The 26,813-nt window shown below is 73.1% G+C and carries 23 protein-coding genes; 14 read left to right on the forward strand and 9 right to left on the reverse strand.

The genetic code is table 11. The features are described 5' to 3' along the window. Positions 1–2 precede the first annotated feature (2 nt). Together ATJ97_RS18460 and ATJ97_RS18465 are read left to right on the forward strand one after the other, a co-directional pair. Positions 3–665, forward strand: coding sequence for a methylated-DNA--[protein]-cysteine S-methyltransferase (locus tag ATJ97_RS18460; RefSeq protein WP_098485002.1), 663 nt, complete (start codon positions 3–5; stop codon positions 663–665). After that, a complete protein-coding gene (locus ATJ97_RS18465) occupies positions 662–1,276 on the forward strand; it encodes a DNA-3-methyladenine glycosylase I (RefSeq protein ID WP_098485003.1) in 615 nt (204 codons plus the stop codon). The genes ATJ97_RS18460 and ATJ97_RS18465 overlap by 4 nt, the downstream gene beginning before the upstream one ends. 74 nt (positions 1,277–1,350) lie before the next feature. Here the strand turns inward: ATJ97_RS18465 and ATJ97_RS18470 are convergent, their stop codons facing one another. From ATJ97_RS18470 to ATJ97_RS18485, 4 genes are all read right to left on the reverse strand, one after another. After that, positions 1,351–2,028, reverse strand: coding sequence for a TetR/AcrR family transcriptional regulator (locus ATJ97_RS18470; protein ID WP_098485004.1), 678 nt, complete (start codon positions 2,026–2,028; stop codon positions 1,351–1,353). A 133-nt stretch (positions 2,029–2,161) separates the two neighbouring features. After that, a complete protein-coding gene (locus tag ATJ97_RS18475; RefSeq protein WP_245862732.1) occupies positions 2,162–2,866 on the reverse strand; it encodes a hypothetical protein in 705 nt (234 codons plus the stop codon). Positions 2,867–2,997: 131 nt separating this feature from the next. After that, positions 2,998–3,705 carry a purine-nucleoside phosphorylase gene (gene deoD / locus ATJ97_RS18480; RefSeq protein WP_098485005.1) on the reverse strand — a complete coding sequence of 236 codons (708 nt, stop codon included), beginning with the start codon at positions 3,703–3,705 and terminating at the stop codon, positions 2,998–3,000. A gap of 135 nt (positions 3,706–3,840) precedes the next feature. Continuing rightward, positions 3,841–5,046 (reverse strand): cobalamin-independent methionine synthase II family protein, encoded by a 1,206-nt coding sequence (locus ATJ97_RS18485; RefSeq protein WP_098485006.1) that lies wholly within the window; start codon positions 5,044–5,046, stop codon positions 3,841–3,843. Positions 5,047–5,302: 256 nt separating this feature from the next. Between ATJ97_RS18485 and ATJ97_RS18490 the strand changes: the two genes are divergently transcribed. From ATJ97_RS18490 to ATJ97_RS18500, 3 genes are read left to right on the forward strand one after another with little or no spacing between them, the layout of a single operon-like run. Then, positions 5,303–6,880 (forward strand): sodium-dependent transporter, encoded by a 1,578-nt coding sequence (locus ATJ97_RS18490; protein ID WP_098485007.1) that lies wholly within the window; start codon positions 5,303–5,305, stop codon positions 6,878–6,880. After that, positions 6,877–7,026 (forward strand): methionine/alanine import family NSS transporter small subunit, encoded by a 150-nt coding sequence (locus tag ATJ97_RS18495; RefSeq protein ID WP_098485008.1) that lies wholly within the window; start codon positions 6,877–6,879, stop codon positions 7,024–7,026. Before ATJ97_RS18490 ends, ATJ97_RS18495 begins: the two co-directional genes overlap by 4 nt. 32 nt (positions 7,027–7,058) lie before the next feature. After that, positions 7,059–8,120, forward strand: coding sequence for an ATP-dependent DNA ligase (locus ATJ97_RS18500; protein WP_098485009.1), 1,062 nt, complete (start codon positions 7,059–7,061; stop codon positions 8,118–8,120). Positions 8,121–8,126: 6 nt separating this feature from the next. Here ATJ97_RS18500 and ligD read toward each other — a convergent pair whose 3' ends face one another. Beyond that, positions 8,127–9,149 (reverse strand): non-homologous end-joining DNA ligase, encoded by a 1,023-nt coding sequence (gene ligD / locus ATJ97_RS18505; protein WP_098485010.1) that lies wholly within the window; start codon positions 9,147–9,149, stop codon positions 8,127–8,129. Between the two features lie 232 nt (positions 9,150–9,381). Between ligD and ATJ97_RS18510 the strand changes: the two genes are divergently transcribed. From ATJ97_RS18510 to ATJ97_RS18520, 3 genes are read left to right on the forward strand one after another with little or no spacing between them, the layout of a single operon-like run. Beyond that, a complete protein-coding gene (locus tag ATJ97_RS18510) occupies positions 9,382–10,413 on the forward strand; it encodes a 3-oxoacyl-ACP synthase III (RefSeq protein WP_098485011.1) in 1,032 nt (343 codons plus the stop codon). Then, positions 10,410–13,076, forward strand: a complete 2,667-nt coding sequence (locus ATJ97_RS18515; RefSeq protein WP_245862734.1) for an alpha/beta fold hydrolase — start codon at positions 10,410–10,412, stop codon at positions 13,074–13,076. The genes ATJ97_RS18510 and ATJ97_RS18515 overlap by 4 nt, the downstream gene beginning before the upstream one ends. Next, a complete protein-coding gene (locus ATJ97_RS18520; protein WP_098485012.1) occupies positions 13,073–14,053 on the forward strand; it encodes an NAD-dependent epimerase/dehydratase family protein in 981 nt (326 codons plus the stop codon). Before ATJ97_RS18515 ends, ATJ97_RS18520 begins: the two co-directional genes overlap by 4 nt. Positions 14,054–14,340: 287 nt before the next feature. Here ATJ97_RS18520 and ATJ97_RS18525 read toward each other — a convergent pair whose 3' ends face one another. Then, positions 14,341–15,168, reverse strand: coding sequence for an aldo/keto reductase (locus ATJ97_RS18525; RefSeq protein WP_098485601.1), 828 nt, complete (start codon positions 15,166–15,168; stop codon positions 14,341–14,343). 123 nt (positions 15,169–15,291) lie between these two features. Between ATJ97_RS18525 and ATJ97_RS18530 the strand changes: the two genes are divergently transcribed. Next, a complete protein-coding gene (locus ATJ97_RS18530) occupies positions 15,292–16,062 on the forward strand; it encodes an HAD-IIB family hydrolase (RefSeq protein WP_098485013.1) in 771 nt (256 codons plus the stop codon). Positions 16,063–16,074: 12 nt separating this feature from the next. On the opposite strand, the gene ATJ97_RS18535 is transcribed toward ATJ97_RS18530, so the two are convergent. After that, positions 16,075–16,431, reverse strand: coding sequence for a thioredoxin family protein (locus ATJ97_RS18535; RefSeq protein ID WP_098485014.1), 357 nt, complete (start codon positions 16,429–16,431; stop codon positions 16,075–16,077). Positions 16,432–16,673: 242 nt separating this feature from the next. Between ATJ97_RS18535 and ATJ97_RS18540 the strand changes: the two genes are divergently transcribed. The 3 genes from ATJ97_RS18540 to ATJ97_RS18550 all read left to right on the forward strand — a co-directional run bounded on the left by ATJ97_RS18540 (position 16,674) and on the right by ATJ97_RS18550 (position 20,941). Further along, positions 16,674–18,359 carry an FUSC family protein gene (locus ATJ97_RS18540; protein WP_098485015.1) on the forward strand — a complete coding sequence of 562 codons (1,686 nt, stop codon included), beginning with the start codon at positions 16,674–16,676 and terminating at the stop codon, positions 18,357–18,359. A 69-nt stretch (positions 18,360–18,428) separates the two neighbouring features. Beyond that, positions 18,429–20,261, forward strand: a complete 1,833-nt coding sequence (locus ATJ97_RS18545; RefSeq protein WP_170037573.1) for a hypothetical protein — start codon at positions 18,429–18,431, stop codon at positions 20,259–20,261. After that, positions 20,261–20,941 (forward strand): LysE family transporter, encoded by a 681-nt coding sequence (locus tag ATJ97_RS18550; RefSeq protein ID WP_098485016.1) that lies wholly within the window; start codon positions 20,261–20,263, stop codon positions 20,939–20,941. Before ATJ97_RS18545 ends, ATJ97_RS18550 begins: the two co-directional genes overlap by 1 nt. 105 nt (positions 20,942–21,046) lie before the next feature. Here the strand turns inward: ATJ97_RS18550 and ATJ97_RS18555 are convergent, their stop codons facing one another. Next, complete coding sequence (locus ATJ97_RS18555) at positions 21,047–22,117, reverse strand: glutathione S-transferase family protein (protein WP_098485017.1); 1,071 nt, start codon at positions 22,115–22,117, stop codon at positions 21,047–21,049. A gap of 478 nt (positions 22,118–22,595) precedes the next feature. Between ATJ97_RS18555 and ATJ97_RS18560 the strand changes: the two genes are divergently transcribed. Both ATJ97_RS18560 and ATJ97_RS18565 read left to right on the forward strand, forming a co-directional pair. Beyond that, positions 22,596–24,098: an ApeA N-terminal domain 1-containing protein gene (locus tag ATJ97_RS18560; protein ID WP_143427076.1), complete on the forward strand. Its 1,503-nt coding sequence runs from the start codon at positions 22,596–22,598 to the stop codon at positions 24,096–24,098. 785 nt (positions 24,099–24,883) lie between these two features. Continuing rightward, positions 24,884–25,408: a recombinase family protein gene (locus ATJ97_RS18565; protein ID WP_211287286.1), complete on the forward strand. Its 525-nt coding sequence runs from the start codon at positions 24,884–24,886 to the stop codon at positions 25,406–25,408. A gap of 7 nt (positions 25,409–25,415) precedes the next feature. Here the strand turns inward: ATJ97_RS18565 and larC are convergent, their stop codons facing one another. After that, complete coding sequence (gene larC / locus ATJ97_RS18570) at positions 25,416–26,765, reverse strand: nickel pincer cofactor biosynthesis protein LarC (RefSeq protein ID WP_098485019.1); 1,350 nt, start codon at positions 26,763–26,765, stop codon at positions 25,416–25,418. Positions 26,766–26,813: the final 48 nt, after the last annotated feature.

Genomic DNA, 26,813 nt, shown 5'->3' on the forward strand with positions numbered 1-26,813 from the left:
CCATGACCACCACAGACCCGGCCATCACAGACCCGGCCACCACCGACCCGGCCACCACCGACCCGGCTGGCACCGGCGTGCTCTCGGCCCTGCACGACGTCGCGCCGGAGGACCTGCACCACCTGCACGAGCGCCTCGCCGCACGGGCGGAGGAGGAGGAGCTGCTCGACGTCGCCTACCGCACCGTCGACTCGCCCGTCGGCGGGCTCCTGCTGGCCGCCACGCCCGCCGGGCTCGTGCGCGTCGCCTTCGAGCTGGAGGGCCACGACGCCGCCCTCGCGCGCCTCGCCCGCACCGTGAGCCCGCGCATCCTCCACGCGCCCCGGCGGCTCGACGCGCTCGCCCACCAGCTCGACGAGTACTTCGCCGGGAGGCGGCGCACGTTCGACGTCCCGGTGGACCTGCGGCTGGCCGCCGGCTTCCGGCGGGAGGTGCTGGCCCACCTCACCGACGTGCCCTACGGCCGCACCGTCAGCTACACCGAGCTCGCCACCGCCTCCGGCCGCCCCCGGGCCGTGCGCGCAGCGGCGTCGGCGTGCGCGACCAACCCGGTGCCGCTCGTGGTGCCGTGCCACCGGGTGCTGCGGTCGGACGGCTCCCTCGGCGGCTACCTCGCTGGGCTCGACGTCAAGCGCACCCTGCTCGCCCTGGAGAGTGCCGCGTGAGCGCGCCGAGCGTCGTCGTCGGTGCCGACGGTCTGGCCCGCCCGGCCTGGGCCGCCACCGACCCGTTGCTGCGGGACTACTACGACACCGAGTGGGGCGTGCCCGTGCGCGGCGAGCGGGCGGTGTTCGAACGGCTGAGCCTCGAGGCGTTCCAGGCGGGGCTGTCGTGGGCGACCGTCCTGCGCAAGCGCCCCGCCTTCCGGGAGGCCTTCCACGACTTCGACCCCGACGCGGTCGCCGGGATGAGCGACGAGGACGTCGAGCGGTTGATGGGGGAGCCACGGATCATCCGCAACCGCGCGAAGATCCTCGCCACCCGCACGAACGCGCGCGCGACCGTCGAGCTGCGGGCGGACGGCGGTCTCGAGGCGCTCGTCTGGTCCTACCGGCCGGAGCGCACCCCGGTGCCCCGCACCATGGAGGAGGTCCCGAGCACGACGCCCCAGTCCGTCGCGCTGTCCAAGGACCTGCGCGGCAGGGGCTTCCGGTTCGTGGGCCCCACGACCATGCACGCCCTCATGGAGGCGATCGGCATCGTGGACACCCACCTCCTCGGCTCGCACCGGCGCGGCGTCTCGGGACTGTGGAAGCCGGACGGCTCGCGGGTGTGACAGAGGGGTCGGCCGGACGGTCCGGCATCTCCGGCGGTCCCTGACCCCGCCCTGTACGGTCCGCCCCGGAGGCGTCAGACGGCGGCGCCCACCCCGCGCAGCTGGATGTCCACGAGCGTCGCGACGTAGTCGTCGATCTTCGCCCGCATGTCCTCGATGGTGTCGGGCGAGCTGACCAGCACGTGGACGAGGATCGCGCCCTCGATCGCGTCGAGGAACTCGCGGGTGGGCGTGTCCGGCGGCAGCTCGCCGTCGTTCACCGCGCGCTGCACCCGGTCCTCCAGGGACAGCACGCCCTTGCTGATCCGTTCCTGCCGGATCTCCTGGAACTCGTCGGGGTTCGCGAGGGCGGCCGAGTACAGGTGGGAGATCGCGGGGCCGTGCTCGCCGAGATAGAGGTTGGCGCGGGCGGTGGCGTGGGCGACCAGGTAGTCGCGCAGCGTCATCCCCTCCGTCTCCTCGGGGGTGACGTACCGGCGCTCCAGGTCGCGAAGCGCGTCCAGCAGCAGGTCTCGCTTGTCCTTCCAGCGGAGGTAGATCGAGGACTTGCCGATGCCGGCGTGCGTCGCGACGCCGTCGAGGCTCAGGCCCGCCCAGCCGCGGTGCCCGAACAGCTCGAGCACGGCGCGGTAGGCCCGCTCCTCGGTGTCCGCGTGGCGGGGCCGTCCCGGGCCGCGCCGCACGGGGGCCGGTGCCGGCTCCTCCGCGTTGGCCGTCGCGTGCGGCTCGACGGGCGTCGACTGCTTTGTCATGGTGCCTCGCCTCCCTCCGTCAGGATCTGGACACTACCTGCGGAGATTCGGCACACGGCCGCATTCGAGGGCGACGTCGGGGTGAAAACCGGACCACCCGGGCAGGATCGGAGGGTGAGACCCGCGGCCTCGATCAGCCGATCTTCGCCGGGGCGACGACCCCTCGCCACTGCTCCGGCTCGAGCCGCTCGGGTGAGGCCGTGACGGTCTCCCACCGCGACCCCTTGCCGGCCAGCTCCCGGCAGATGGCGATCGCCTCGGTGAGCAGCCGGCGCAGCCGCTCGTCCGCGTCCGGGATGCACGCCGTGGCGATGCCCGGGACGGCGAAGTCGAGGATGACCGGGCCGGGGTGGAACCGCACCGGGCCCACCACCCCCTGCCGGATGAACCGGCGGGCCCACTCGGCCGCCAGTGGCGCGTCCGCCAGCGCCCACGCCGTGGAGGTGCGCAGGGTGTCCGGGTCGCGGCCGTCGCTGGCGGCGAGCATCCGGTCCACGCTCAGCGCCCCTACCGCGAGGGACCGCTGGGTCTCCTCGGCGACGACGGGCAGAGCGGTGGTCGCGGTCAGCAGCGCGATCTCGTGGTCCCAGCGCAGGTCCGTGCTGGTGAGCCCGATGACCGACGGGATCAGCGGGGCCAGGTGCGGCCGCGCGGCGTCGGACGTGCAGTCGTTGACGAGCCGCGCGAGGTGGGCCAGCAGGCGGTGCGTGCACGCCGGCCGGTCGCTCCACCGCTCGCCGGCGAGGTAGGAGGCCAGCTCCATGAAGCACGCACCCTTGCGCGGGTTGCGGTGCTTGCCCCGCCCGAGCATCGGCAGCATGTCGTGATCGTTGTCCATGACCGTGCTCCCACTCTGGAGTGATCGTCGTCACTCAAGCATGCGCCACCCCTCGCGGGCGCGCAACGGGGTATCCCGTCGCCCCGGCGTGGGGGCTTGACGTGCTCCAGGTGGTGTGCCGGGCGGTCGGCTCAGCAGTGTGCCGCGGCCACCGCCAGGGTCAGCGCCCGCTGGAAGTTGCTCTCGCGCTCCTCGGCGCTCATGTCGCGCGAGCCGTCGAGAAGGTGGTCCGAGATGGTGAGCACGGCGAGGGCCTCGCGGCCGTACTGGGCGGCGATGCCGTACAGCCCGGCGGCCTCCATCTCCACGCCGAGCGTGCCGTAGTCGGCCAGCGCCCGGATCTGCTCCGCCGGGTTGCCGTAGAAGTGGTCGCGGGAGACCACCGGCGCCACGTGGACGTCGTCGGCCCCCTCCGCGGCGGCCACCGCGGCGGCGACGAGCCGGTAGGAGGCGACGGCGGAGAAGTGGATCCCGGGGATCCGGGTGGTGTTCATCGCCGAGTCGGTGTGGGCGCCGAGCGCGACGACGACGTCACCCACCTTCACCCGGGAGGAGAGGCCGCCGGCGGTCCCGACGCGGATGATCCGCTGCACGTCGTACTCGCGGAAGAGCTCGTTGGCGTAGATGCCCAGCGACGGCATCCCCATCCCGGACGCCATGACCGACAGCGGCCTGCGGTTGACGGTGCCCGTGTACGCCCCGATGCCGCGCACGTCGGAGACCTTCCGCGCGTCCGGCATCAGCTGGGCGGCGATGCGCTCCGCCCGCCGGGGGTCCCCGGGCATGAGGACGGCGGGCGCGAAGTCGCCCTTCTCGGCGGCGATGTGCGGCGTGGGCATGGTTTCTCTCCTCGGGCGTCCGGCTGCGGCGTCCATGCTCCCACGTCGCGGGCGCCGTCGTGCCGGGCCGTGCCGCGCGGCGTCCGGGCCGTGCCGCGCGGCGTCCGGTGCGGGCCGCGCGGCGTCCGCGGCGCGTCAGCCCCAGAGGCGCTGCGTGGCGAGCTCCGCGCCCTGCGCGAGCGCCTCCAGCTTGGCGACGGCGATCTGGGGATGGATCCGCCCACCCAGCCCGCAGTCGGTCGAGGCGACGACGTTCTCACGGCCCACCCGCAGCGCGAACCGCTCGATGCGGTCGGCCACCAGCTCGGGGTGCTCGACGACGTTCGTCGCGTGGGAGACGACGCCCGGGAGGATGAGCTTGCCCTCGGGCAGCGCGACGTCGTCCCAGACCTTGTACTCGTGCTCGTGCCGGACGTTGCCCGCCTCGAAGGAGTAGGCGCCGGCGTCGATCTTGAGCATCGTGCGCACGATGTCCTTCATCGGCAGGTCCGTGGTGTGCGGACCGTGCCAGGAGCCCCAGCACAGGTGGAAACGGATGCGGTCCTGGGGGAGGTCGCGCAGGGCGTGGTTCAGCGCCTCCACGCGGAGCTCCGTGAAGGCGACGTAGTCCTCGACGGAGGGCTCCGGCTCGATCTGGTCGAAGTTCTCCGCGATCGAGGGGTCGTCGATCTGCAGCACCAGGCCGGCGTCGATGACGGCCTGGTACTCCTCGCGCAGCACGTCGGCCCAGGCGTAGAGCAGCTCCTCGTCGGAGCCGTAGTACTTGTTCGTGATGCGCGAGGCGCTGCCGGGGGAGAGGGCGGTGATGAACCCCTCCTGGGCGCCGGTGGCCTCGAGCGCCGCGCGCAGGTTCGCGGTGTCCTGGGCGATGGCGGCGTGGCCGGTGTAGGTGAGCAGTCCCGTCACGCTCGGGAAGGGCTTCGGCCCGCCGGTGAAGATGCCGGACTCGGGGTCGGCGTAGGCGTCGGCGAAGCGCTGCCGGTCGCGACGGTGACCGAAGCCGGTCAGCCGGACGTTCCCGGGGGAGGAGAGCACCTGCTCGGTGATCCAGGAGTCGTCGCCGTCGATCTCCAGGCCGCCGGTGCGCTGGAAGGAGTAGGACCACCAGGCGCCGTAGTCCACGGGCGAGCTCATGGACTTGCCGAACTCGCCGTCGCCGACCACGGTGATGCCGAGGTCCAGCTGGCGCCGCACGAGATCGGTCACGGCGGTGCGGAGCAGGTCGGCGAAGCCCTCGGCCTCGCCACCCGCCTCGCGCGCCGCGTTGGCGGCGATGAGCTCGGGCGTGCGCGGGAGCGAGCCCGCGTGCGTGGTCTGGATCCGGTCGGTGCTGCGCAGCATGGGTTCCTCGTGTCCTTCGGGGGTGGTCCTGACCGGCGGGGCCGGCGAGGCCATGGTGCCGGAGAAGGGTCGACGGCGGCGGCTCGGACCGGGCTTCCGGGACGAGGGAGAGACGTCGGTCCGTTCTGTGGCTACTCTGGGCGTCCGTCGCGGCCGACGCCTACGATCGCCCGCGACCTGGGCCTTGACGCACGATCGGCACCAGCCCGGCCGCGGCCGGGCGGTGGCGGACGAAGAACCCGACGGAGGGAACACCATGGCGGGACAGGCAGCGACCGACGTCGGGAGGGAGCAGTGGTCCGGCCAGCTCGGGTTCCTGCTCTCGGCGATCGGCTCGGCGATCGGGCTGGGGAACATCTGGCGCTTCCCCGGCGTGGCGTACGACAACGGCGGCGGCGCGTTCCTCATCCCGTACCTCGTGGCGCTGCTGACGGCCGGCGTGCCGATCCTGCTGCTCGACTACTCGCTCGGCCACCGCTTCCGCGGGTCCGCGCCGACGGTCTTCCGGCGGCTCGGCAGGCGGTTCGAGCCGCTGGGCTGGTTCCAGGTGGCGATCGCCTTCATGATCGCGACCTACTACACGGTCATCATCGTCTGGGCGATCCGCTACGCCTTCTTCTCCGTATCGCTCGCCTGGGGCGACGACCCCGCCGGCTTCTTCATCGGCGACTTCCTCCAGGACGCCGGCCCCACCATCACGGGGGACGTCGTCGGGGGCATCTTCTGGCCCATGGTCGCGCTGTGGGCGGTCACCCTGGTGGTCATCGCGCTGGGCGTCGCCCGCGGCATCGAGCGCGCCAACAAGATCTTCCTGCCGCTGCTCGTCGTCCTCTTCCTCGTCCTGGTGGTGAGGGCGCTCTTCCTCGACGGCGCGATGGACGGCCTCAACGCCTTCTTCACCCCGAACTGGGCCGCCCTGAGCGACCCGGGCGTGTGGATCGCGGCCTACAGCCAGATCTTCTTCTCGCTCTCGATCGCCTTCGGGATCATGCTCACGTACTCGAGCTACCTGCGCCGCCGGTCGAACCTCGTGCCGGTCTCGTACGTGGCCGCCTTCGCGAACTCCTCCTTCGAGGTCCTCGCGGGCATCGGCGTCTTCGCCACCCTGGGCTACATGGCCTTCCAGCAGGGGGTCGCCGTCGACGAGCTGGAGGGCATCACCGGCGTGGTGCTCTCGTTCATCACGTTCCCGCAGATCATCTCCCTCATGCCGGGCGGGGCCGTCTTCGGGGTGCTCTTCTTCACCTCGCTGACCCTGGCCGGGTTCACGTCGCTGATCTCGATCCTCCAGGTGGTCTCCGCCGCCTTCCAGGAGAAGTTCGGGCTCAGCCGGGTGCAGGTCTCCGTCCTCATCGGCGGGCTCTGCGCGGTGATCTCGCTGGCGCTGTACTCGACCACCTCGTCGCTGGCCATGCTCGACACGGTGGACAAGTACACCAACGAGATCGGCGTGGTCACCTCGGCGATCCTCATGTGCCTCATCACCGGCCTCGGCCTGCGGAAGCTTCCCGAGCTGCAGGCGCACCTGAACCTGGTCTCCACCGCCCGGGTGGGCGCGTGGTGGCGGGTGCTCGTGGGGATCGTCGTCCCCGTCGCGCTGGCCTACATGCTCGTCCGCACCGTCATGGAGCTGGTCACCGAGCCGTACAGCGGCTACCCGTGGACGTTCGTCAACATCGTCGGCTGGGGCGCCGTCGCCCTCATGGTCATCGCCTCGTTCGCCTACACCGCGGTGCGCTGGCGAAGGCCGGTCGACGACTTCACCCCTGACCCGATCCCCGGCTTCGCGGCCAGTGCCGCGCGGCTGGGCGGACCGACGGAGGCCTCACGATGACCACCACCGCGATCGTCATGATGATCGTCGCCATCCTCGTGGTGTGGGGAGGGCTGGGGCTCGCCGTCGTCTACCTCCTTCGCAACCCCCTCCAGGAGGACGCGGAGGGCGACTTCCTCGACGAGCCCGAGTCGCACCACCTGTAGCGGCCGGGGCCGGTCCCGGCCACGATGGGCCCGTGGACCTGCCCATCGCCCTGCCCGTCTCGCCCATGCTCGCGAAGTCCGTCCCGGCCGTGCCCGAGCCGGACGCCGTCGCCGGCGGCTACTCCTACGAACCGAAGTGGGACGGCTTCCGCTGCATCGTGCTGCGTGACGGCGACGACGTCGAGCTGGCCAGCCGCGGCAGCAAGCCGCTCACCCGGTACTTCCCCGAGATGGTGGAGGCGGCCCGCGAGCACCTGCCGGAGCGGTGCGCCGTCGACGGCGAGATCGTCGTCCGGCGGGGCGAGCCGGGCAGCCAGCGCCTGGACTGGGAGTCGCTCTCCCAGCGGATCCACCCGGCGGAGTCCCGGGTGCGCCGCCTCGCGGTGGAGACGCCCGCCGAGCTCGTGGCGTTCGACCTGCTGTGCCTGGACGGCGAGAACCTCATGGACGCCCCCTTCGCGCGGCGCCGCGAGCGGCTGGAGGACGCCATGTCGGCGCTCGCCGTCGGGGCACCCGTGCATCTCACGCGCGTGACCCGGGACGCCGCGGTGGCGCAGGAGTGGTTCACCACGTTCGAGGGGGCCGGGCTCGACGGCGTCGTCGCCAAGGCGCTGAGGTCCACCTATCAGCCGGGGAAGCGCACGATGCTGAAGATCAAGCACTCCCGCACCGCCGAGGCGGTGCTGGTGGGCTACCGGGTCCACAAGTCCGGCTCGGGGGTCGGCTCCCTGCTGCTGGGCATGTACGACGGCGCGGGGAACCTCTTCAACGTCGGCGGCATCTCCGCGTTCACGGACCGGCGCCGCAGGGAGCTCGTGGACGAGCTCGACGATCTGGTGGTGCGCGACGAGAGCGGCGAGGCCGTGCGCGGCGAGACCGACCGCTCCCGTTTCAGCGCCAACAAGGACGTCAGCTTCGTGCGGCTGCGGCCCGAGCGGGTGGTCGAGGTGAAGTTCGACCAGCTGGAGGGCGCCCGGTTCCGCCACTCGGCCCAGTTCCTGCGCTGGCGCCCGGACCGCGACCCCCGTTCGTGCACCCTCGAGCAGATCGAGCGGCCGCTGGCGTACGACCTCGACGACGTGCTCCAGCGCTGAGCCGCGCTACCCCTCCATGCGCTTGCGGCTCGGCTGCACGCGGGGCGGCTCGCCCGGCATCTTCGGGTACTCCGGCGGGAACGGCAGCTCGCCGAGACCGTCGGCGAGGTCACGCTCCCACAGCTCGAGCGCGGGGCCCACGCGGCCGAGGGTGCTCCCCATGCCGGCCCAGGCGTCGCCGTCGGCCGCGACGATCCCCGGCACCGTCCGCACGGTGAAGTCGCGCGGGGAGACGTCCCGCAGCCGGTCCCACGGCACCGGCATGGACACCGGCGCCCCGGGGAGCGGGCGCGGGCTGTAGGCGGAGGCGATCGTGCGGTCGCGGTTGGCCTGGTTGAAGTCCACGAACACCTTCTCCCCGCGCTCCTCCTTCCACCACGCCGTCGTCACCAGGTCCGGCATCCGCCGCTCCAGCTCGCGGGCGATGCCGATCACGCCGTGCCGCACGTCGAGGAACTCGTGCGTCGGCTCGACCCGCGCGTAGACGTGGACGCCCCGGTTCCCGGACGTCTTGACCCACGGCGTCAGGCCGAGCTCCTCCATCAGGGCCCGGAGGCCGAAGGCGGCCTCGACCGCCTCGGGGAAGCCGAGACCGGGCTGAGGGTCGAGGTCGATGCGCAGCTCGTCCGGGCGGTCGTTGTCCGCCGCACGCACCGGCCACGGGTGGAACGTCACGGTGTTCATCTGCACCGCCCACACGGCGGTCGCGAGCTCGTCGACCACCAGCTGCGGGTGACGGCGGCCGGAGGGGTACGTGCACATCACCGTCCTGGCCCACTCCGGCACCCCGCGCGGCGGGTTCTTCGAGAAGAACTCCTCGCCCTGCACGCCCTCCGGGAAGCGCTGGAGCGTGACGGGGCGGTCACCAACGGCGCGCAGGAACCCCTCGCCGACGGCCACCAGGTACTCGGCCAGCTCCCACTTGGTGACGCCGTCGTCGGGCCACATGAGCCGGTCGGGGCTCGAGACCCGCACCTGCCGGGGACCGTCGGGCCCGGGAACCTCCATCACCTTCGCGCTGGACGCCATGGGCCGAGAGTAGCGTCGGGGCCCGGGCTCGCAGTCCGTGCGGCGCCCGGGGTCCGCGGTCGTTGCGGGGCGGCGCCCGTGAACCGGCTGGCATGATGGACGCATCGACGACCGGGTGCCACACCCCGACGCCGGCGGCCGGGACCTTCCCGCCGTCGTTCGTCTGTGACTGTTGTCCCAGGCCGCCGTCACCGGCGTGCGTGCCCGCGTCGCCCCTTCGTAACCTTGGACGGTGAGCCAACTGGGAAACGCGACGTTCCGGTACCGCGACAGCGCGATAGTGGGTCTGTCCCACATCGAGGCGCCCCGGGTGGTGACCTCCGCCGAGTTCGAGGACCGGCTCGCCGTCGCCCGCAAGGCCCTGCGGCTGCCCAGGAACCTGCTCGAACGCGTCTCCGGGGTGCGTGAACGGCGCTGGTGGGAGGAGGGCACGGCGTTCGAGGACATGGCCGCCGAGGCCGGGTCGAAGGCTCTCGCGGAGGCCGGGGTCGACCCCGGCGACGTCGGGCTGCTCATCAACACCTCCGTCTCGCGCAACCAGCTCGAGCCCTCCGTGGCCGTGCGTGTCCACGACCGCATGGGCCTGTCGAGCCGGGCGCTCAACTTCGACATCACCAACGCCTGCGTCGGCTTCGTCAACGGCGTCCAGATGGCGTCGGCGATGATCGACGCCGGGCAGATCGACTACGCCGTGATCGTCAACGCCGAGGACGTGCGCCGCACGCAGGAGGACACGATCGCCCGCCTCACCGCCGACGACGTCACCCGCGAGGACTACCAGAACCAGTTCGCCTCCCTCACCCTCGGCGACGGCGCCGCCGCCGCGGTGATCGGTCGCGCCTCCGACCGCCCCGACGGCCACCGGATCCTCGGCGGGGTCGCCCGCGCCGGCACGGAGCACCACGAGCTGTGCGTCGGCTCCTTCGGCAAGATGACCACCGACACCAAGAACCTGCTCGCCAAGGGCCTGAAGCTCGTCGTCGACGCGTGGCGCGAGGCCGAGGGTGACGGCTGGGACTGGTCCCGGATGGACCGTTACGTCACCCACCAGATCTCCACGCCCTACACGCAGGCGATCATCGACGCGGTGGACCTCGACCCTGCCGCGGTGCCCATCACGTTCGACCGGTGGGGGAACGTCGGGCCGGCGGCGATCGCCATGACGCTGTCCGAGCAGGCCGACACCCTCAGCCCCGGCGACCGGGTCATGTGCCTCGGCGTCGGCTCGGGCCTGAACACCGCGATGTTGGAGCTGGCCTGGTGAGTTGGCCCGGAGTCGATCCGTCCTGGTCCCGCCGGGCGGTCGTCGCCGGGCACGCCTGGCACTACCTCGACAACACGTCCTCCCTCCCGGCCGGCCGCGCGCCGCACGGCACGGTCCTGTGCGTGCACGGCAACCCCACGTGGTCCTACCTGTGGCGGTCCGTGCTGGCCGCCGGTGCGGAGGCCGGCTGGCGCGTCGTCGCCGTCGACCAGCTGGAGATGGGCTTCTCCGAGCACACCGGCGCGCACCATCGGCTCGCCGACCGGGTGGCCCAGCTCGGCGCGCTCACGGACCACCTCGGCCTGTCCGGCCCCGGCTGGGACGGCCTGGCCGTGGTCACCCTCGGCCATGACTGGGGCGGCGTCGTCTCCATGGGCTGGGCGGTGGACCACCCCCGCGAGCTGGCGGGCCTGATCCTCACGAACACGGCCGTCCACCAGCCCGGCGAGAAGCGGGTCCCCGCGCTGCTGCGCCTGGCCCGGCACCGCTCCGTCCACGCCGGGGCGACGACGGTGACCCCGGCGTTCCTCGACGTCACCCTCTCCCTCGCGAGCCCCGCGCTGGCGCCGGAGGTGCGAGAGGCGTACCGCTCCCCGTACCGCACGGCCGACGACCGCCGAGGCATCGGCACGTTCGTCGAGGACATCCCCGTCGACGCCGGCCACCCCAGCCACGCCGAGCTGGCCCGCATCGCCGGCGGCGTCGCCGCCCTGGACGTCCCGGCCCTGCTGATGTGGGGCCCGAAGGACCCGGTCTTCTACGAGCGTTACCTGCGCGACCTGAGGGATCGGCTGCCGCACGCCGATATCCACCGGTTCGAGGGCGCCGGGCACCTTGTGGTCGAGGACGCCGACGTCGCCGGGACCGTGGTCACCTGGTTGCGGCGCCGGCTCGAGGGCCGGCCCGCGGCGCCCGACCAGGTCGCCGCCGAGCTGCCGGCGCCCGTGGCGGGGCAGTACCGCCCGCTGTACGCCGCGCTCGACGAGCTCTCCGGCTCCGAGACCCCCGCCGTCGTCGCGCTCTCCCCGGGCGGGACGAGCGAGCTGACCTGGGCGGATCTCGCCCGCCGGGTCGAGCACCTGGCCCTCGGCCTCGTCGACTCCGGCGTGCGCCCGGGGCACCGGGTGAGCCTGCTGATCCCGCCCGGCGTGGACCTGACGACGGCCCTGTTCGCGTGCCTGCGCATCGGCGCGGTCGTCGTCCTCGCCGACGCCGGTCTCGGCGTCCGCGGGCTCACGCGCGCGGTCCGCGGCGCCTACCCCGACCACATCCTCGGCATCGAGCGGGCGATGGTCGCGGCCCGGGCGCTCGGCTGGCCGGGGCAGAAGTTCGTCGTCGTCCCGCGGGGCCACGAGGCCGGGTACACCCCGCCGCGCACGGCCCACAGCCGGCGCCGCACGATCGGCATCGCGGGCTCCCTGCGCGAGCTGCTGGCCCGCGGCGCGACGCTCGCCGCCGCCGGCACCGCGCTGCCCGCCGAGCCCGCGCCCGAGGACGACGCCGCCATCCTCTTCACCTCCGGCTCCACCGGGCCGGCGAAGGGCGTCGTCTACACCCACCGGGGCCTGGCGGGGATGTGCTCCGTCGTCGCGGCCACCCTCGGGATCTCGCCCGAGCGGCCCTTCGTGGCCGGCTTCGCGCCGTTCGCCCTCATCGGCACCGCGGTGGGCGCGACCAGCGCGACGCCGGACATGGACGTCACCGCACCCGGCACCCTGCGCGCGGGGGCCCTCGCGGACGCGGTCGCCGCGATCGACGCCTACGCCGTCTTCGCCTCGCCGTCGGCGCTGGCGAACGTCGTGCGCACCGCCCGGGACCTGACCCCGGAGCAGCGGGACGCCCTCGCCGGCGTGCAGCTCTTCCTCTCGGCCGGTGCCCCCATCTCCTCGACGCGCCTGGCGCAGGTGCTGGAGGTCATGCCGAACGCCGAGCCGCACACCCCGTACGGGATGACGGAGGTGCTGCCGCTGACCGACGTCTCCCTGGACCAGATCCGCGCCGCCGAGGCGGACGCCGCCACGGGCGCCGTGGCCGGCGCGGGCAACGGCAGCTGCGTCGGCACGCCCGTCCCCGACGCCCAGATCCGCATCGTCCCGCTGGACGCGACGGGCGCCGCCACCGGCGAGCCGACCGCCACCCCCGGCGTCACGGGCGAGGTGCTGGTGACCGCCCCGAACCTCAAGGACCGCTACGACCAGCTCTGGGCCACCCAGGACCGCTCCGCGACGTGGCCCGGCTGGCACCGCACCGGCGACGTCGGCCACCTCGACGCGAGCGGCCGCCTGTGGATCGAGGGCCGCCTCGCGCACGTGATCGTCACGGCCGACGGCGTGGTCACGCCCGTGCAGGTCGAGAACGACGCGATGTCGGTGCGCGGCGTCGTCCGTGCCGCCGCCGTGGGCGTCGGTCCGGTCGGGACCCAGCAGGTCGCCGTCGTCGTCGAGACCGACCCGGCCCTCCACGCCGGGGCCCGGCGTGCCCCGTCCCTCGCCCCGGAGGGGCTGGCCCGCGCCGTCCGGTCCGCCGTCGCCGTGCCGGTGGCCGCCGTGCTGCGCGTGCCCGAGGTGCCGACCGACGTGCGGCACAACTCCAAGGTGGAGCGCGCCCGGATCGCCGACTGGGCCGCGCGGATGCTGGCCGGGGCGCGGGCGGGCCGGCCGTGAGGGTCCTCGTCACCGGCGCGTCCGGGATGCTCGGCCGCGGGGTCGCCACCGCCCTGAGCGCCCGCGGCGACGACGTCACCACCTTCCAGCGGCGCCCGGCCGGCGTCCCCTGTGCCCGGCAGGTGCTCGGCTCGGTCGACGACCCGGCCGCCGTCGCCGCGGCGACCGCGGACCAGGACGCCGTCGTCCACCTCGCCGCGAAAGTCTCCTTCGCCGGCGACCCCGCCGACTTCGAGCGCGTCAACGTCGAGGGGACGCGGCTGCTCCTCGACGCGGCCCGCTCCGCCGGCGCGAGCCGGTTCGTCCTCGTCTCCTCGCCGTCCGTCGCCCACACCGGCACCTCGATCGTCGGCGACGGCGCGCGGACCGCGACGCCCGAGCTGGCCCGGGGCAGCTACGCCCGCACCAAGGCCGCCGCGGAGCTGGCCGCGCTGGCGGCGGACGCCCCGGGCTTCGCGGTCGTCGCGGTGCGGCCCCACATCGTGTGGGGGCCGGGGGACACGCAGCTGGTCCAGCGCGTCGTCGACCGCGCGGCCGCGGGGCGGCTGCCGATCCTCGACTCGGGCGCCGCCCTGATCGACACCACGTACGTCGACAACGCCGTCAGCGCGATCGTCGCCGCGCTCGACCGGGCCGAGGAGGTCCGCGGCGAGGCGTTCGTCGTGACCAACGGCGAGCCGCGGCCGGTGGCGGAGCTGATCGCCGGGATGTGCCGGGCCGCCGGGGTTGCTCCGCCCGCGTGGTCGGTGCCGGGTGCGCTGGCCCGCGCCGCGGGCGCTGTCGTCGAGCGGCTCTGGGCGGTGCGCCCGGGCGTGGACGAGCCTCCGATGACCCGGTTCCTCGCCGAGCAGCTCTCGACCGCGCACTGGTTCGACCTGCGCCGCACGCGCGAGGCGCTCCGCTGGGAGCCCGCCGTCAGCCTCGACGAGGGCTTCGCCCGCCTCGCCACGCACTACCGCGCCCACGAAGTGGCGTGACTGTCACGTTCTCCGTGACTCGTCATCTTCTCCGTGACTCGTCACTTCTTCCGTGAGTGGTCACTTGTTCCGTGAGTGGTCACTTCTTCCGTGAGTGGTCCTCTTCCCCGTGCGATCCCACGAGCACGGAGAAGATGACCACTCGGCGAGGAGATGACGACTCGGCGAGGAGATGACGACTCGGCGAGGAGATGACGACTCGGCGAGGAGATGACCACTCGGCGAGGAGATGACGACTCAGCGAGGAGATGACCACTCGCTGAGAACGGGGACGGGAGGGGCGGTGGCTACTCCTCGTGGGTGTCCGGGTCGCCGCCGAGCCGGCGCTGGGGCAGCGAGCCCAGGCGGGCCATCTCCTCGTCGGAGAGGGTGAAGCCGGCGATGTCGAGATTCTCGCGCTGCCGCAGCGGGTCCGCTGACTTCGGCAGCGGCACGACCCCGAGCTGGTGGTGCCAGCGCAGGACCGCGCGGGCCGGGGAGACCCCGTGTGCCGCGGCCACCTCGCGCACCGCCGGGGTGTCCAGCAGGCCCTTCCCGCGCCCGAGCGGGCCCCAGGACTCGGTCACGATGCCGCGGGCCGCGTTCGCCGCCCGCATCTCCTCCTGGACGAGGCCCGGGTGCAGCTCGATCTGGTTGACCGCCGGCGTCACCCCCGTCTCGTCGATGAGCCGGTCCAGGTGGGCGGCGGTGAAGTTCGACACCCCGACGGAGCGGACGGCGCCCTCCTCGCGCAGGCGGACCAGGGCCTTCCAGGACTCGACGTAGAGGTCGCGCGCGGGCAGCGGCCAGTGGATGAGGTAGAGGTCGAGGCGGTCGAGCCCGAGCGCGCCGAGCGTCCGCTCGAACCCGCGCAGGGCCGCGTCGTAGCCCTGGTCGGCGCCCCGGAGCTTGCTGGTGACAACGATCTCCTCGCGCGGCACGCCGGAGCCGGTGACAGCGCGGCCCACCTCCTCCTCGTTGCCGTAGCTGGCGGCGGTGTCGATGAGGCGGTAGCCCGCCTCGAGCGCGGAGCGGACCTCATCGGTCGCCTCGTCCCCCGTCACCCGCCACGTGCCGAACCCGATGGCCGGCAGGAGGTGTCCGTCGTTCAGGGTGATGCTGCCGAGTGCGCTCATGAGGGGCATTGTGCCCGGCGCCGTCCGGGCAGGGCATAATCGGCGACGACCTTCCGCGCCGCGCGCGGACCTGCCGCGGGGCCCGGTGAGCCGGGCCCGCCGCACATTCCCGAGAGGACTGCTGTGACGGATCACGTGCGTCTCATCGCGTTCGACCTGGACGACACGCTCGCCCCCTCGAAGTCGCCCATGCCGGAGCGGATGGGCAGGGCGCTGACGTCGCTCCTGGACGCGGTGCCGGTGTGCATCATCTCGGGCGGTCACTTCGGCCAGTTCCGCGACCAGGTGCTCGCTCACCTCAGCGCCACCGACGAGCAGCTCTCCCGCCTGCACCTCATGCCCACCTGCGGCACCCGCTACCTGCGCCACACGGGCGGGGAGTGGAAGCAGGTCTACGCTCACGGCCTCACGCAGGAGGAGCGCACGGACGCGCTCACGGCGCTGGAGGGGGAGGCGCGTCGCCTCGGGCTGTGGGAGGAGCAGACCTGGGGCGACATCCTCGAGGACCGGGGCTCGCAGATCACCTTCTCCGCCCTCGGCCAGGAGGCGCCGCTCGAGGCGAAGAAGGCGTGGGACCCCACGGGGGAGAAGAAGGAGATGCTGCGCGACGCCGTCGCCAGGCTCCTGCCCACCCTCGAGGTCCGCTCGGGCGGCTCGACCTCCGTGGACATCACGCGCGCAGGCGTCGACAAGGCCTACGGCATGGTGCGCCTGAGCGAGCAGACCGGGATCGACCTGGCGGACATGCTCTTCATCGGCGACCGGCTCGACGAGGGCGGGAACGACTACCCGGTCAAGCGGCTCGGGATCCCGACCCGCGCGGTCGCCGACTGGCGCGAGACGGCGGACCTCGTCGAGCGGATCGTGGCCTCGCTCGTCGGCACCCGGGCGTAGCGGGGGCAGCGCTCAGCCGGACGTCGGGCCACTCCCGCCGACCCGGTGGACCGCGTCCCGGAGCCACGCCAGCCGCGGCACGCCCTCGAGACGCTCGCGCACCACGCCGTCGGCGTCGAGCACGAGGACCGTGGGCGTGCTGACGACGCGCAGGTCGGCCGCCAGGGTCTCGTGGCCCGCGACGTCGACCTCGACGTGCCGCACCCCCTCCGCCGTGGCCGCCACCCGTGCCGCGACCGTGCGAGCGGCGCGGCAGGGGGCGCAGAACGCGCTGGAGACCTGCACCACCGTGGCCCGTGCCCCGAGTCCCGACGGCGGGAGCCCCAGCTCACGCGGCCCCAGCCGGCTGGGTGGCTCCTCGACGCTCATGGTCCTCCGATCGACAGACTGGCACGCTCCCGGCTGCCCGTGGGACCGCTGCCGCCCACGGTAGGTCCCGACCGAGCGGGCAGACGGTTCTCGTCGGGGACAACCGCGCGAGGCCGCTCGTGCTTCCCGCCGTCGGCCGGTGCGCGGGTGGTGAGCGCCACGACCTCTCCTCGGGCACGATGTCCGCGGCCACGGATAGCCTCGACGACAGAACCACACCAGAGAGCCCGAGGAGTTGACGCGTGCGCGAGCGGACCTGGCGGGTACCCACCCGGGAGGACCTCCGCTCGCTGGCCTGGCCGACCGCACTGCGTGCCGCCGCCGCGATCGGCATCCCCCTCACCACCGCCACGCTCCTCGGGCACCACGACTTCGGCCTGATGACCTCCACCGGGGCCTTCACGGTGCTCTACGGTGCCGGGCGGCCCGCACGGAACCGGGTCCGGCTGCTGGTGGCGGTGGCGCTGGGCTTCGTCGTCGTCTCGGCGCTCGGGGCGTTCACCGCCGGGGTCGGGTGGGCGGCGGTCGCCCTGCTCACCGCCGTCGGTGCCGTGGCCACGTTCGTCTGCCACGCGCTGCGGGTGGGGATCCCTGGAGCGTTCTTCTTCATCATGGTGGCCGGGGTGGCCGGGTTCATCCCGTCCCACGGGCAGGCCGAGCCGGCGCAGATGGTGCTGGCGACGGCGGTCGGTGCCGCCTGCGCCGTCCCCGTCGCCCTCGCCGACCTCCTCCGTGCCCCGGCCGGGCCGCAGGAGCGGGCGGTCGCGGCCGCACGGTCCGCCGTCGAACGGTTCGTCGGCGCCAGCCCGGGAGATCCCGCCGCCCCCGAGCTCTCGCATCGTGCCGCGGCGGCGCTGCACCACGCGTGGCAGGTGCTCTGGGCCGGCGGCGACTCCGTCTCCGTCCGGCCGTCGGCCCGTTCGCGGGTGGCCGAGCTCCGGTCGGTGCACCGCGCGTACACCACCCATCTCCTCCCGGGCACGTCGCCCGACCCCGACCTCGAGGCGGATCTCGCGGAGGTCCCGCTCGGCGTGCCGAGCCCCTGGCACATGCTGCGCCGTGACCTCCGCAGCCCGACCGTGGCGCTCAGCGCGGCCGGGCGGGTGGCGGTGGGCGTCCTCGTCGCCGGGCTGATCGCCCTGACGATGTCCACCGACCACATGTACTGGGCGATGATGGTCGCCGCGCTCGTCCTGCACCAGGGGCTGGACCGGCGGCGATCGCTGATCCGGGCCCGGCACCGGCTCGTCGGCACCGTCGTGGGTCTGGGGCTCTTCGCGTTCGTCTCCTGGCTCGATCTCGGACCGTGGGCGACCGTGCTCCTCGTCGTCCTGCTGCAGGGGACGGTCGAGCTGGCGATCCCGCGCAACTACGCCGTCGCTGTCACCTTCATCACCCCGCTCGCGCTGACCATCGCCACTGCCGGGAGCACAGGCACGGTCTGGCCGGTGGTCGCCGAGCGCCTGCTCGACACCACCGTCGGGGTAGCGGTGGCCGTCGGCGTGCTGCTCGCTGTCGGCCGCCGGAGCGCGGCGCCGATGCTGCGTTCGTACGTCGCCCGGGTGCTCTCGAGCTGCGCGGACGCCCTCGACCACGTGGGGGCGGGCACAGTGGCTCGCCCGGAGGGCCGGGCGGCCCGGCGTGAGCTCTCCCTGGACATGCAGGACCTCGCCGCCGTCTCCGCACGGGCTCTGGCCGACGACCCGGGACGCGCGGAGCCCTGGATGACGCCGCGCGAGGAGACGGCCTGGTTGGGGCTGACGGTCCTCGCCCACTGCGCGGCGGCGACCGGTCCCGCCGACGGGGTCGGCGGCGCAACGTGGGCGGCGCGGTCCCTCGGAGCCGCCGCGCTGCGCGGCACGCCGCCGGACCCCGGTGTGCTGCGGACCTTGCGAGCCGTTCTGCACCGACCGTCGGATCAGACGTAGGTTCTGCACCGAATGTCAGATCGGACGTAGCCTGACTGTTTGCCTGTGCCCCCAGACCCTGGAGACCGCGTGACGCGTCGCATCCCGCTGCTCGCCGTGCCGTTGGCCGTAGCCCTCACCCTTACCGCCTGCTCGAACGACACCGCCGACGGCGCAGCACCGGCGACGACGGCGGAGGCGACCTCCGCCGGGCCCGTGGTCAGCGAGCCGGTGGCACCCGCGGAGACGGCGGTGCTGACGGCCGAGGGGGAGGCCGCTCTGTCCGTCGAGGCGTCGCGCACGTTCTTCTCGGCCGCACCGCTCGCTGTGGTCGGCACGCCCGAGACGGCGCTGCAGGCAGCCTCGCTCGGGCTCACGCTCGGTGCGCCGGTCCTGATCGACGAGCCCGGGCCGGCGGCCGAGGGCGACGCGCCGTCGGGCGACGCGCCGACGGGTGGCGCCTCGGGCGCGGACGCTCCGGCCGGTGACGGCGGGGCCGTCGACCCGACCGCCGAGGAGCTGGCGCGGCTGGGTGCGCAGACGGCGCTCACGGTCGGCGCCGTCGACCTCGACGGCACGGAGGAGGTCGACGTCGTCCCCGCTCCGGCCGACGAGGCCGCGCTCTCCGAGCTGGTCGGGGCCGACCTGGTCGCACAGCCGGTGCCGGCGGGGGAGGAGGTGGCCGTCCTCGCGGCCATGGACCCCGACGTCCCGGCTCTGCTGACGCCGGAGGCGGCACCGGACCGCGGGACTGCGGAACCGTCGGCCGGCGGTACGGGGACGGGCACCGACGCCGCCACCGAGGCCGGCACCGCTACCGAGGCCGGCACCGACACCGGGGCGGACTCCGGCCCAGCCGGCACCGACCTGCCGGCGACCGACCGTCCGGACGCCGTCGCCGAGGGCGTCGTCGTCATGACCACCGGCGAACCGGCACAGGCGGCGGCCGTGGCCAACGCCCGCACCGCGGGCGCCGCCGTCCAGGTGGTCCCCGCCGGCGACCCGCGGGCCACCTCGCAGACGGTGAGCGATACCGCGGCGAACTCGCCGGAGGTGGTCGTCGGGCTCGGGCCCGCCTTCGGCGACGCCGGCACCCTTGCCTGGCGCACCGCGACGGCCGCGACCGGTACCGAGCTGCCCGGCGGCGGCCAGCTGGTGCTGCCCGGCAAGACGTACGTGGCGCTGTACGGCACGCCGGGCTCAGGCGCGCTGGGGGTGCTGGGGGAGCAGGACGTCCCGGCGACCGTCGCACGGGCCGCGGAGCACGCCGAGCCGTACCGCGCGCTGACCGACGACGAGGTCGTCCCTGCGCTCGAGATCATCGCGACCGTGGCGTCGGCCGGCCCGGGGGAGGACGGCGACTACTCGGCGGAGCGGACCGTCGACCAGCTACGACCCCTCGTCGAGGCCGCGCACGAGCACGGCCAGTACGTGGTGCTCGACCTCCAGCCGGGGCGCACGGACTTCCTCACCCAGGCGAAGCGGTACGAGGAGCTGCTGAAGCTGCCGAACGTCGGCCTCGCGCTGGACCCGGAGTGGCGGCTGCGGCCCGACCAGGTCCACCTGCGCCAGATCGGCCAGGTGGACGTCGCGGAGGTCAACGAGGTGGTCACCTGGCTCGCGGACCTGACCCGGGCCAACAACCTCCCGCAGAAGATGCTGGTGCTCCACCAGTTCCAGGTCAGGATGATCCCCGGCGTCAACGAGGTGGACCAGTCCCGCTCCGAGCTGGCCGTCCTCATCCACGCGGACGGGCAGGGCGCCCAGGGCGACAAGCGGACCACCTGGCGCACGCTGCGCGCCAACGCGCCGGACGTGGCGCACTGGGGCTGGAAGAACTTCTACGACGAGGACGTCCCCATGCTCACCCCGGTGCAGACCATGCAGGTCGAGCCCCGACCCGCCTTCGTCAGCTACCAGTAGTGACCGACGCGCTCCTGGCGGGGGTTGTGGCCGGCTACGGCATCGCCGTCCCGGTCGGGGCGATCGCCGCCTACCTGGTCACGCTGGGCGCGCGCGAGGGGTGGCGGACCGCCGCGGCCGGGGGGCTCGGTGCCGCCGCCGTCGACGGGCTGTACGCGGCCGTGGCGGTGGCGGCCGGAACGGTGCTCGCCCCGGTGCTCGGGGCCGCACAGGAGCCGCTGCGGTGGGCGGCTGCGACGGTCCTCCTGGTGCTCGGGATCTTCTTGCTGCGTCCGGCGCTGCGTCCGTCGTCGACGACGACGGCGGAGCCGACGGTGCCGACCGGGCCCGCCGGGACGGCGGACGCGAGCGAGGCGGGGACCGCCGACGGGCGCGCGGGACGACGTCCCGCGCGCGCCTTCCTCACCGTCTTCGGGCTCACGCTGGTCAACCCCGCCACCGTCGTCTACTTCACGGCGCTCGTCGCCGGCCGGGGCGTCGGGGTCCTGGAGACCCCGGCGCAACGCGCGGCCTTCGTTGTCGGCGCGTTCGCCGCGTCGGCCAGCTGGCAGCTGCTCCTCGCGGGCGCCGGGGCACGGCTCGGGCGCGCGCTGACCGGGCCCCGCGGACGACGGTGGACGGCGCTGGTGGGCGGGTCCGTCGTCGTGCTGCTCGCGGTGCGGTCCGCGCTCGGCGGCTGAGAGCCGCCGGCAGCCGGGACCGCCGGCAGCCGGGACCGCCGGTTGCCGGGACCGCCGGTGGCCGGGACCGCCGGTCGCCGGGACCGCCGGTCGCCGGGACCGCCGTCAGCCGCGCATGGCCGCCGCGGTGTGGGCGGGGTCGACCTCCTCGCCGGGGCGGACCGGGCCCGGGGGAGTGCCGTCCCCGAACGGACGCCCACCGAGCGACTCACGCCCGTGCGGCGACAGCCAGCCGGAGAGGTCCGGGCCCTTCGGCACGATCTGGGTGGGGTTGATGTCCGTGTGGACGATGTAGTAGTGGTCCTTGATCTGCTGGAAGTCCACCGTGTCGCCGAACCCCGGCGTCTGGAACAGGTCACGGGCGTAGGCCCACAGGGCCGGCATCTCGCTGAGCTTGTTGCGGTTGCACTTGAAGTGGCCGTGGTAGACGGCGTCGAAGCGCACGAGCGTGGTGAACAGACGCACGTCCGCCTCGGTGATGGTGTCGCCGACGAGGTAGCGCTGGTCCGTCAGGCGCTCCTCGAGCCAGTCCAGGGCGGCGAAGAGCCTGTCGTACGCCTTCTCGTAGGCCTCCTGGGACCCGGCGAAGCCGCACCGGTAGACGCCGTTGTTGACCTCGGTGAAGACCTTGCGGTTCACCCGGTCGATCTCGTCGCGCAGGTGCTCCGGGTACAGGTCGGGCGCACCCTCGCGGTGGTACGCCGTCCACTCGGTCTCGAGGTCGAGGGTGATCTGGGCGAAGTCGTTGGTGACCACGGCACCGGTCGGCACGTCGACGATCGCCGGGACCGTGATGCCGCGCGGGTAGTCCGGCACGCGGGCGAAATACGCCTCCTGCAGCCGGTGGATGCCGAGGACGGGGTCCCTGCCGTCCGGGTCGAGGTCGAAGGTCCACGAGCGGGCGTCGTGCGTGGGCCCCGGCAGGCCGAGGGAGAGGGCGTCCTCGAGGCCGAGGAGGCGGCGCACGATGATCGTGCGATTCGCCCACGGGCACGCGCGTGCCGCGACCAGCCGGTAGCGGCCGGCCTCGACGGGGTAGCCGTCCCGTCCGTCGGCGGTGATGCGGGTCTCGATGTACCGGGTGTCCCGGGTGTACTCCTTGCCCTTCGTGGTGTAGCGCCCGCCCTCGCTGTGCTCGGGGTGCTCCTCCGTGGCGGTGGTCTGCTGCTCGTCCATGCTTCCGACCCTACGTCCGCAGGCACTGTCGCACTCGGGTGGCCGTCAGGTGGCGAGCCCAAGAGCGCAGCTGGCGAAATGGCCGCCCGAACTGCTGCCTCCTCGAGCAGCGTATGGCTGTGGCGCACCGGAACTCGCGGCCCCTGACCACAGGTGTGTCCGCAAGACCCGCCATCACCGGGCACTCTCGCGGACGGGTCTTGCGGTCACTCCAACGTGGGAGGCGTGGGACGACCTGCACAATCTTCGCAAGGGGTTCGTCTTGCGGGACGTCCGGATCTGCCGCAGAGCGCGGCGTCCTGGAACGCCTTGCCGAGGGGCTGCTTCCGCCATCCCGCTTCTAGGTGACAGGGCCGGTGACCGGATGCCCATCTGGCCACGGCATCCGGGACGACAGCCAGAGGTAGCAGCGAGTCGACGGGCGCCATGTTTGGATGGCGGTCGGGACCAAACCCAGGAGATGGCGGAACGGAGGCCTGTGGTACGCGCATTCGAACCGACCATCGGAATGTGGTGGGTGGCCGGCACGCCCGAGCAGCGCATCCCCGGTTACCTAGACGTGCAGACGTCCCCTGACGTTTCGCCGTGGCGGCTGACGCTATACGGAGAGTTGGAAGGGCCGCCGTCTGCACCCGGCTTGGTCCAGTATGTGGCGCTTCACGGCGAGACCCCGGCCGGACTGTTCACGCTGATGCGGGCAAGCCTGCGTGGCGGGCCTTCGGGGATGCTGGACGCGTCCGTCAAGGAGACGGTCTGGGAGGGCTGGCAGTTGGTTCACGGCGGGCATGTCGTGAGCCAAGAGGGCTACAGATCCGCGACCTTCCAGCTTCCCGGTCTGTGGCACTGGCTCGGGCCCACTCGGCTGAACAGCAACATGACGAGCGAGCTGCACGCCGGGGCAGCCGATTGGACACGACCGCAGCCCGGCGAGCTCGGCACGCAGCTGACCGCCGACATCGGGTCAGGTATGAAGCTGGTGCTGGGACCCACCTATACACAGCGGTCAGGGCGCGAACAGAAGTCTCTGAAGTACTACGCCCAGTACTCCCTGACAGCCCCTGCTGGTGTCCACGTGGAGGTGATCGAGCGGGTGACCCTCGCCCTGACCAACCTGCATGCCATCGTCACGGGGACCCCCATGGACCACTTCGACATGGACTTGGTCACCATGACCGGCAGCATGGTGCACGTCATGGACGCTCGCCGCCCAATCGGCCGTCGATGGAATTCCGGCTTGGCAGACCCGTTCTTCGACACGGCAGACATCGACTTCTCCGCCTTCATCCCACGCTGGTTGGCACTGTGCGAGCTGGTGCCGGTGGCGATCGGGGCGGCCGCTCCGCGGGATGACCGACAGTTCCTGCAGAGCAAGCTCATCGACGCGTGCAACGGGCTTGAGGCGCTGGCATCGCACATGTGGGCTGACGCAGCCCCGTCAACCAAGGACACCGAGCTGCTCGAGCAGCTCAAGGAGTTCGGCCTCAACCGCGACTTCCGTGACTCCGTCAAGTTGACGCTGCAGATGCGCCGTTTCCCTCTCAACAAGAAGCTCGAGCAGCTCGCGGAGACCATCGGAGCAGACTCGGCGACATGGCTGCTCGGTGATGTCCCGGTGTGGGCCGACCTCACGGCCGGCTTGCGCAACAGCCTCGCCCACGGTTTCGCGATGGATGGACGCCTGGGCGATGACACCAAGTTCGTCTTGCTGGCAGAGGAGTCCGCCACCGCAGTGCTGCGGCTGGCCCTGCTCCGAGAGGCCGGCTATGACAACAGGCGCTCATCGAAGCCCGGCGAGCTCCTTCGCAGCGACGGGCGCAGCGTTGCCGGACACCGCAACTCGCAACTCTTCGACGCCCTGGAGGTCGTGGCCCACCACTCCGATCACTGGCAGCACTGGAAGGCCACGAGAGAGTCAGCGCGGGACGCACGCGTCGCCGACAGCACCACTTCCGCGCCGCCCTTGGACGGCTCCTTAGAGTGAGCTGGCCGGCCAGATCCTTCACCGGTCGGCCCGGTCCTTTCTACTCAGAGCGTGGTGGACGGCGCATTGAGACTGCGTCATGCCCGGCCCGAGGCGCTGGCGAGGTCCGTGCGGGCCGATTGGCGGGGCTGCGGCCAAGAGCGCCCAAGGCCAGGAGGAGGCGGTCGTGCACTACGGCCAACATCCGGAAATGACGCGGAGAGGTCCTAATCCGAAATTGAGGCGGCGCGGCGGTTAGGCAGAGCGGGCTTACCAACCGTGGGTTCTCTTGCTAGTGACGTGCCATGCGCCGGGGTGGTCGGAAAAACACGGATGGATGGACCTGACTGCACGACCTGACAAACGAAGGTAGAGCATGGCTCGTCGCGCGAGCCAGCGGTTCGCGTAAGGGATCTTGGTGCACATGGCGCCTCCAACGAAGATGACTGGTTGGAGTGGCGCCTCGCTCATCGACGAACGACACAACGGCGGTGTGCTTCATGCACCCGGCTCACCCGCATTCCAAGGTCCGCAGAGCCGGAGGGACGCACCAAGGCTAGCAGCGAGCGGCGGGACTCCGCCGGTGGCCGCGCGGTCGTGCCGATGAGCTGCCGCACACAGCGTGCGCTGCGGCCATCCGCATCTGCCGGGATCCGTGCGCTTGCCCCGTCTGGGGATCCCGTTACGGGGCAGGCTGCCCTTGCAGCCGAGAGCGGGAAGCGGCCTGCTGGTGGAGTCGGGCGCTGCCCGATGCTCGTCGTGGCCGCGTTCCGTAGCCGGGCGGGCCTAGCTTTTGGAGGTGCGCCGTGAGCGCGCTGCTTGTCGGATACGCCCGATGCTCCACCGATGGACAGGACCTGACAGCTCAACGCGATGCTCTCCTCGGTCTCGGCGTCGGTGCTGACCGGATCTACGTCGATCACGGTCTGACCGGCGCCAATCGTGAGCGACCTGGATTGCGCGAGGCGCTCGCCGCCTGTCGGGCGGGCGACACCTTGGTGGTCACCAAGCTCGATCGCCTTGCCAGGTCACTTCCTGACGCCCGAGCGATCGCCGACGAACTCACCACCCGTCGGATCAGCCTGAGTCTGGGCGGGTCGGACTACGACCCCACCCACGCGGTTGGCCGACTGCTGTTCAACGTGCTTGCCATGGTTGCGGAGTTCGAGTCCGACCTGATCCGGCTGCGCACCCGCGAAGGGATGAAGGTGGCCCACCGCACCGCCGAGATCGCCGAGCTGTTCGGTGTCGGTCGTTCGACCGTCTACCGCGCGATCGAACGGCAACGCGTCGAGACCAGCGCCGACTCTGAGGAGACAGCGATGCGCTGACACCCACTCACGGCGCCGGCGCGCCAGGCTCGAGGCGGGCCTCCAGCGCGGCCCGGCGAGCCCGGTCCAGCACGACGCGCTCGGGCAGACCGAGCGCGTCGGCCGCCGCGGCGACGTCGTCGAACTCGGGGGTGGCCTGGCGGACGGCCACGCCGTCGTGGGCGACCTTGATGCGCACCGGCTGGCCGTCCACGTCCACGGCCCGCCAGGTGCGTTCGAGGACCCGGCGGTGCAGAGGGGCGTGCTGGCGCACGCCCAGCGTGGTGGTGTGGTCGAGGATCGCCGCGCTGACGGCTTCGGCGGCGGCCCCAGGCGGGCACAGGGCGTGGAGCGTGTGCGCGGGCCGTCCCTTCTTCATCAGGATGGGGGAGAGCCAGGCGTCGAGGGCCCCGGCCTCGAGCACCCGGGCGAGCACGCCGGGCCACAGCCGCGGGTCGAGATCATCGACGTTGGCCTCCAGCTGCACGACCTCGGCCGGGGTGCCGGGAACGACCGCGCCCGCGGCGTCCGCGTCCGGGTCCGTGAGAAGGCCGCTCGCCTCCTCGCCGACGAGGACCCGCACGACGTTGGGCCGCCCCGGAAGATCCTTGGTGCCCGCACCGACGCCGACCGCGGCGAGGGTCATCGCAGGCATCGGGCCGGCGGCGGAGGCCAGGGCCCGTACCAGGGCGACGCCGGTCGGCGTGGCGAGCTCACCGACCGGGCGGACGGCCCCCACCTGCGCCTGCGGTTGGTGGTGGTCGGCGGGACCGTGCTCGTGGTGGTGCCCGCCGCCGTCGTCGTCGTGATGGTGCGTGTGACCGCCGTCGTGGTCGTGGGCATGGTCGTGGTCGTGCGCGGGCGCCGAGGCCGCCCCGGAGACCACGGGCCAGCCCACGGCTAGCTGCGCCACCGCCGGGACGGGGACCGGGATGTCGCCGTGCGCCGCGCGGATCCGCCCCTCGCCGAGCGCGATCGCGGTGGCCGTGACGGTGCCGGCACCCAGGAGCCGGAGTCCCTCGCACACGCCGACGACGTCGGCGATCGAGTCGAGCGCGCCGACCTCGTGGAAGTGCACGTCCTCGGCGCTGGTGCCGTGGACGTGCCCCTCCGCCTCGGCCAGCCGCGCAAAGGTCGCCAGCGCATGGCGCCTGGTCTCCTCGGCGAGCTCGGCCTGCTCGAGCATGCCGCGGATGGTCGTCCAGCGCCGGTGCGGCGGGTCGTCGACGAGCGGCTCGACGTCGACCTTGGTGGCCCGCTGCCCCGCCCGCACGACCTCGGCGCGCGTGAGCCGCACCGAGCCCGGCACCACGGCGTCGACGGCCGCCTGAAGAGCGCCCAGGTCCGCGCCGGCGTCGACGAGCGCGCCGAGGAGCATGTCCCCGGCGACGCCCGCGCTGACGTCCAGCCAGACCGGTCGCCCGGC

Origin of the sequence: Georgenia soli, assembly GCF_002563695.1 — a bacterium.
GTDB lineage: Bacteria > Actinomycetota > Actinomycetes > Actinomycetales > Actinomycetaceae > Georgenia > Georgenia soli.

Coding starts and splice junctions, on each gene's coding strand:
- ATJ97_RS18460 (WP_098485002.1), top strand. CDS start 3: ATGACCACCACAGACCCGGCCATCACAGACCCGGCCACCACCGACCCG.
- ATJ97_RS18470 (WP_098485004.1), bottom strand. CDS start 2,028: ATGACAAAGCAGTCGACGCCCGTCGAGCCGCACGCGACGGCCAACGCG.
- ATJ97_RS18475 (WP_245862732.1), bottom strand. CDS start 2,866: ATGGACAACGATCACGACATGCTGCCGATGCTCGGGCGGGGCAAGCAC.
- deoD (WP_098485005.1), bottom strand. CDS start 3,705: ATGCCCACGCCGCACATCGCCGCCGAGAAGGGCGACTTCGCGCCCGCC.
- ATJ97_RS18485 (WP_098485006.1), bottom strand. CDS start 5,046: ATGCTGCGCAGCACCGACCGGATCCAGACCACGCACGCGGGCTCGCTC.
- ATJ97_RS18490 (WP_098485007.1), top strand. CDS start 5,303: ATGGCGGGACAGGCAGCGACCGACGTCGGGAGGGAGCAGTGGTCCGGC.
- ATJ97_RS18495 (WP_098485008.1), top strand. CDS start 6,877: ATGACCACCACCGCGATCGTCATGATGATCGTCGCCATCCTCGTGGTG.
- ligD (WP_098485010.1), bottom strand. CDS start 9,149: ATGGCGTCCAGCGCGAAGGTGATGGAGGTTCCCGGGCCCGACGGTCCC.
- ATJ97_RS18525 (WP_098485601.1), bottom strand. CDS start 15,168: ATGAGCGCACTCGGCAGCATCACCCTGAACGACGGACACCTCCTGCCG.
- ATJ97_RS18535 (WP_098485014.1), bottom strand. CDS start 16,431: ATGAGCGTCGAGGAGCCACCCAGCCGGCTGGGGCCGCGTGAGCTGGGG.
- ATJ97_RS18555 (WP_098485017.1), bottom strand. CDS start 22,117: ATGGACGAGCAGCAGACCACCGCCACGGAGGAGCACCCCGAGCACAGC.
- larC (WP_098485019.1), bottom strand. CDS start 26,765: ATGCTCCTCGGCGCGCTCGTCGACGCCGGCGCGGACCTGGGCGCTCTT.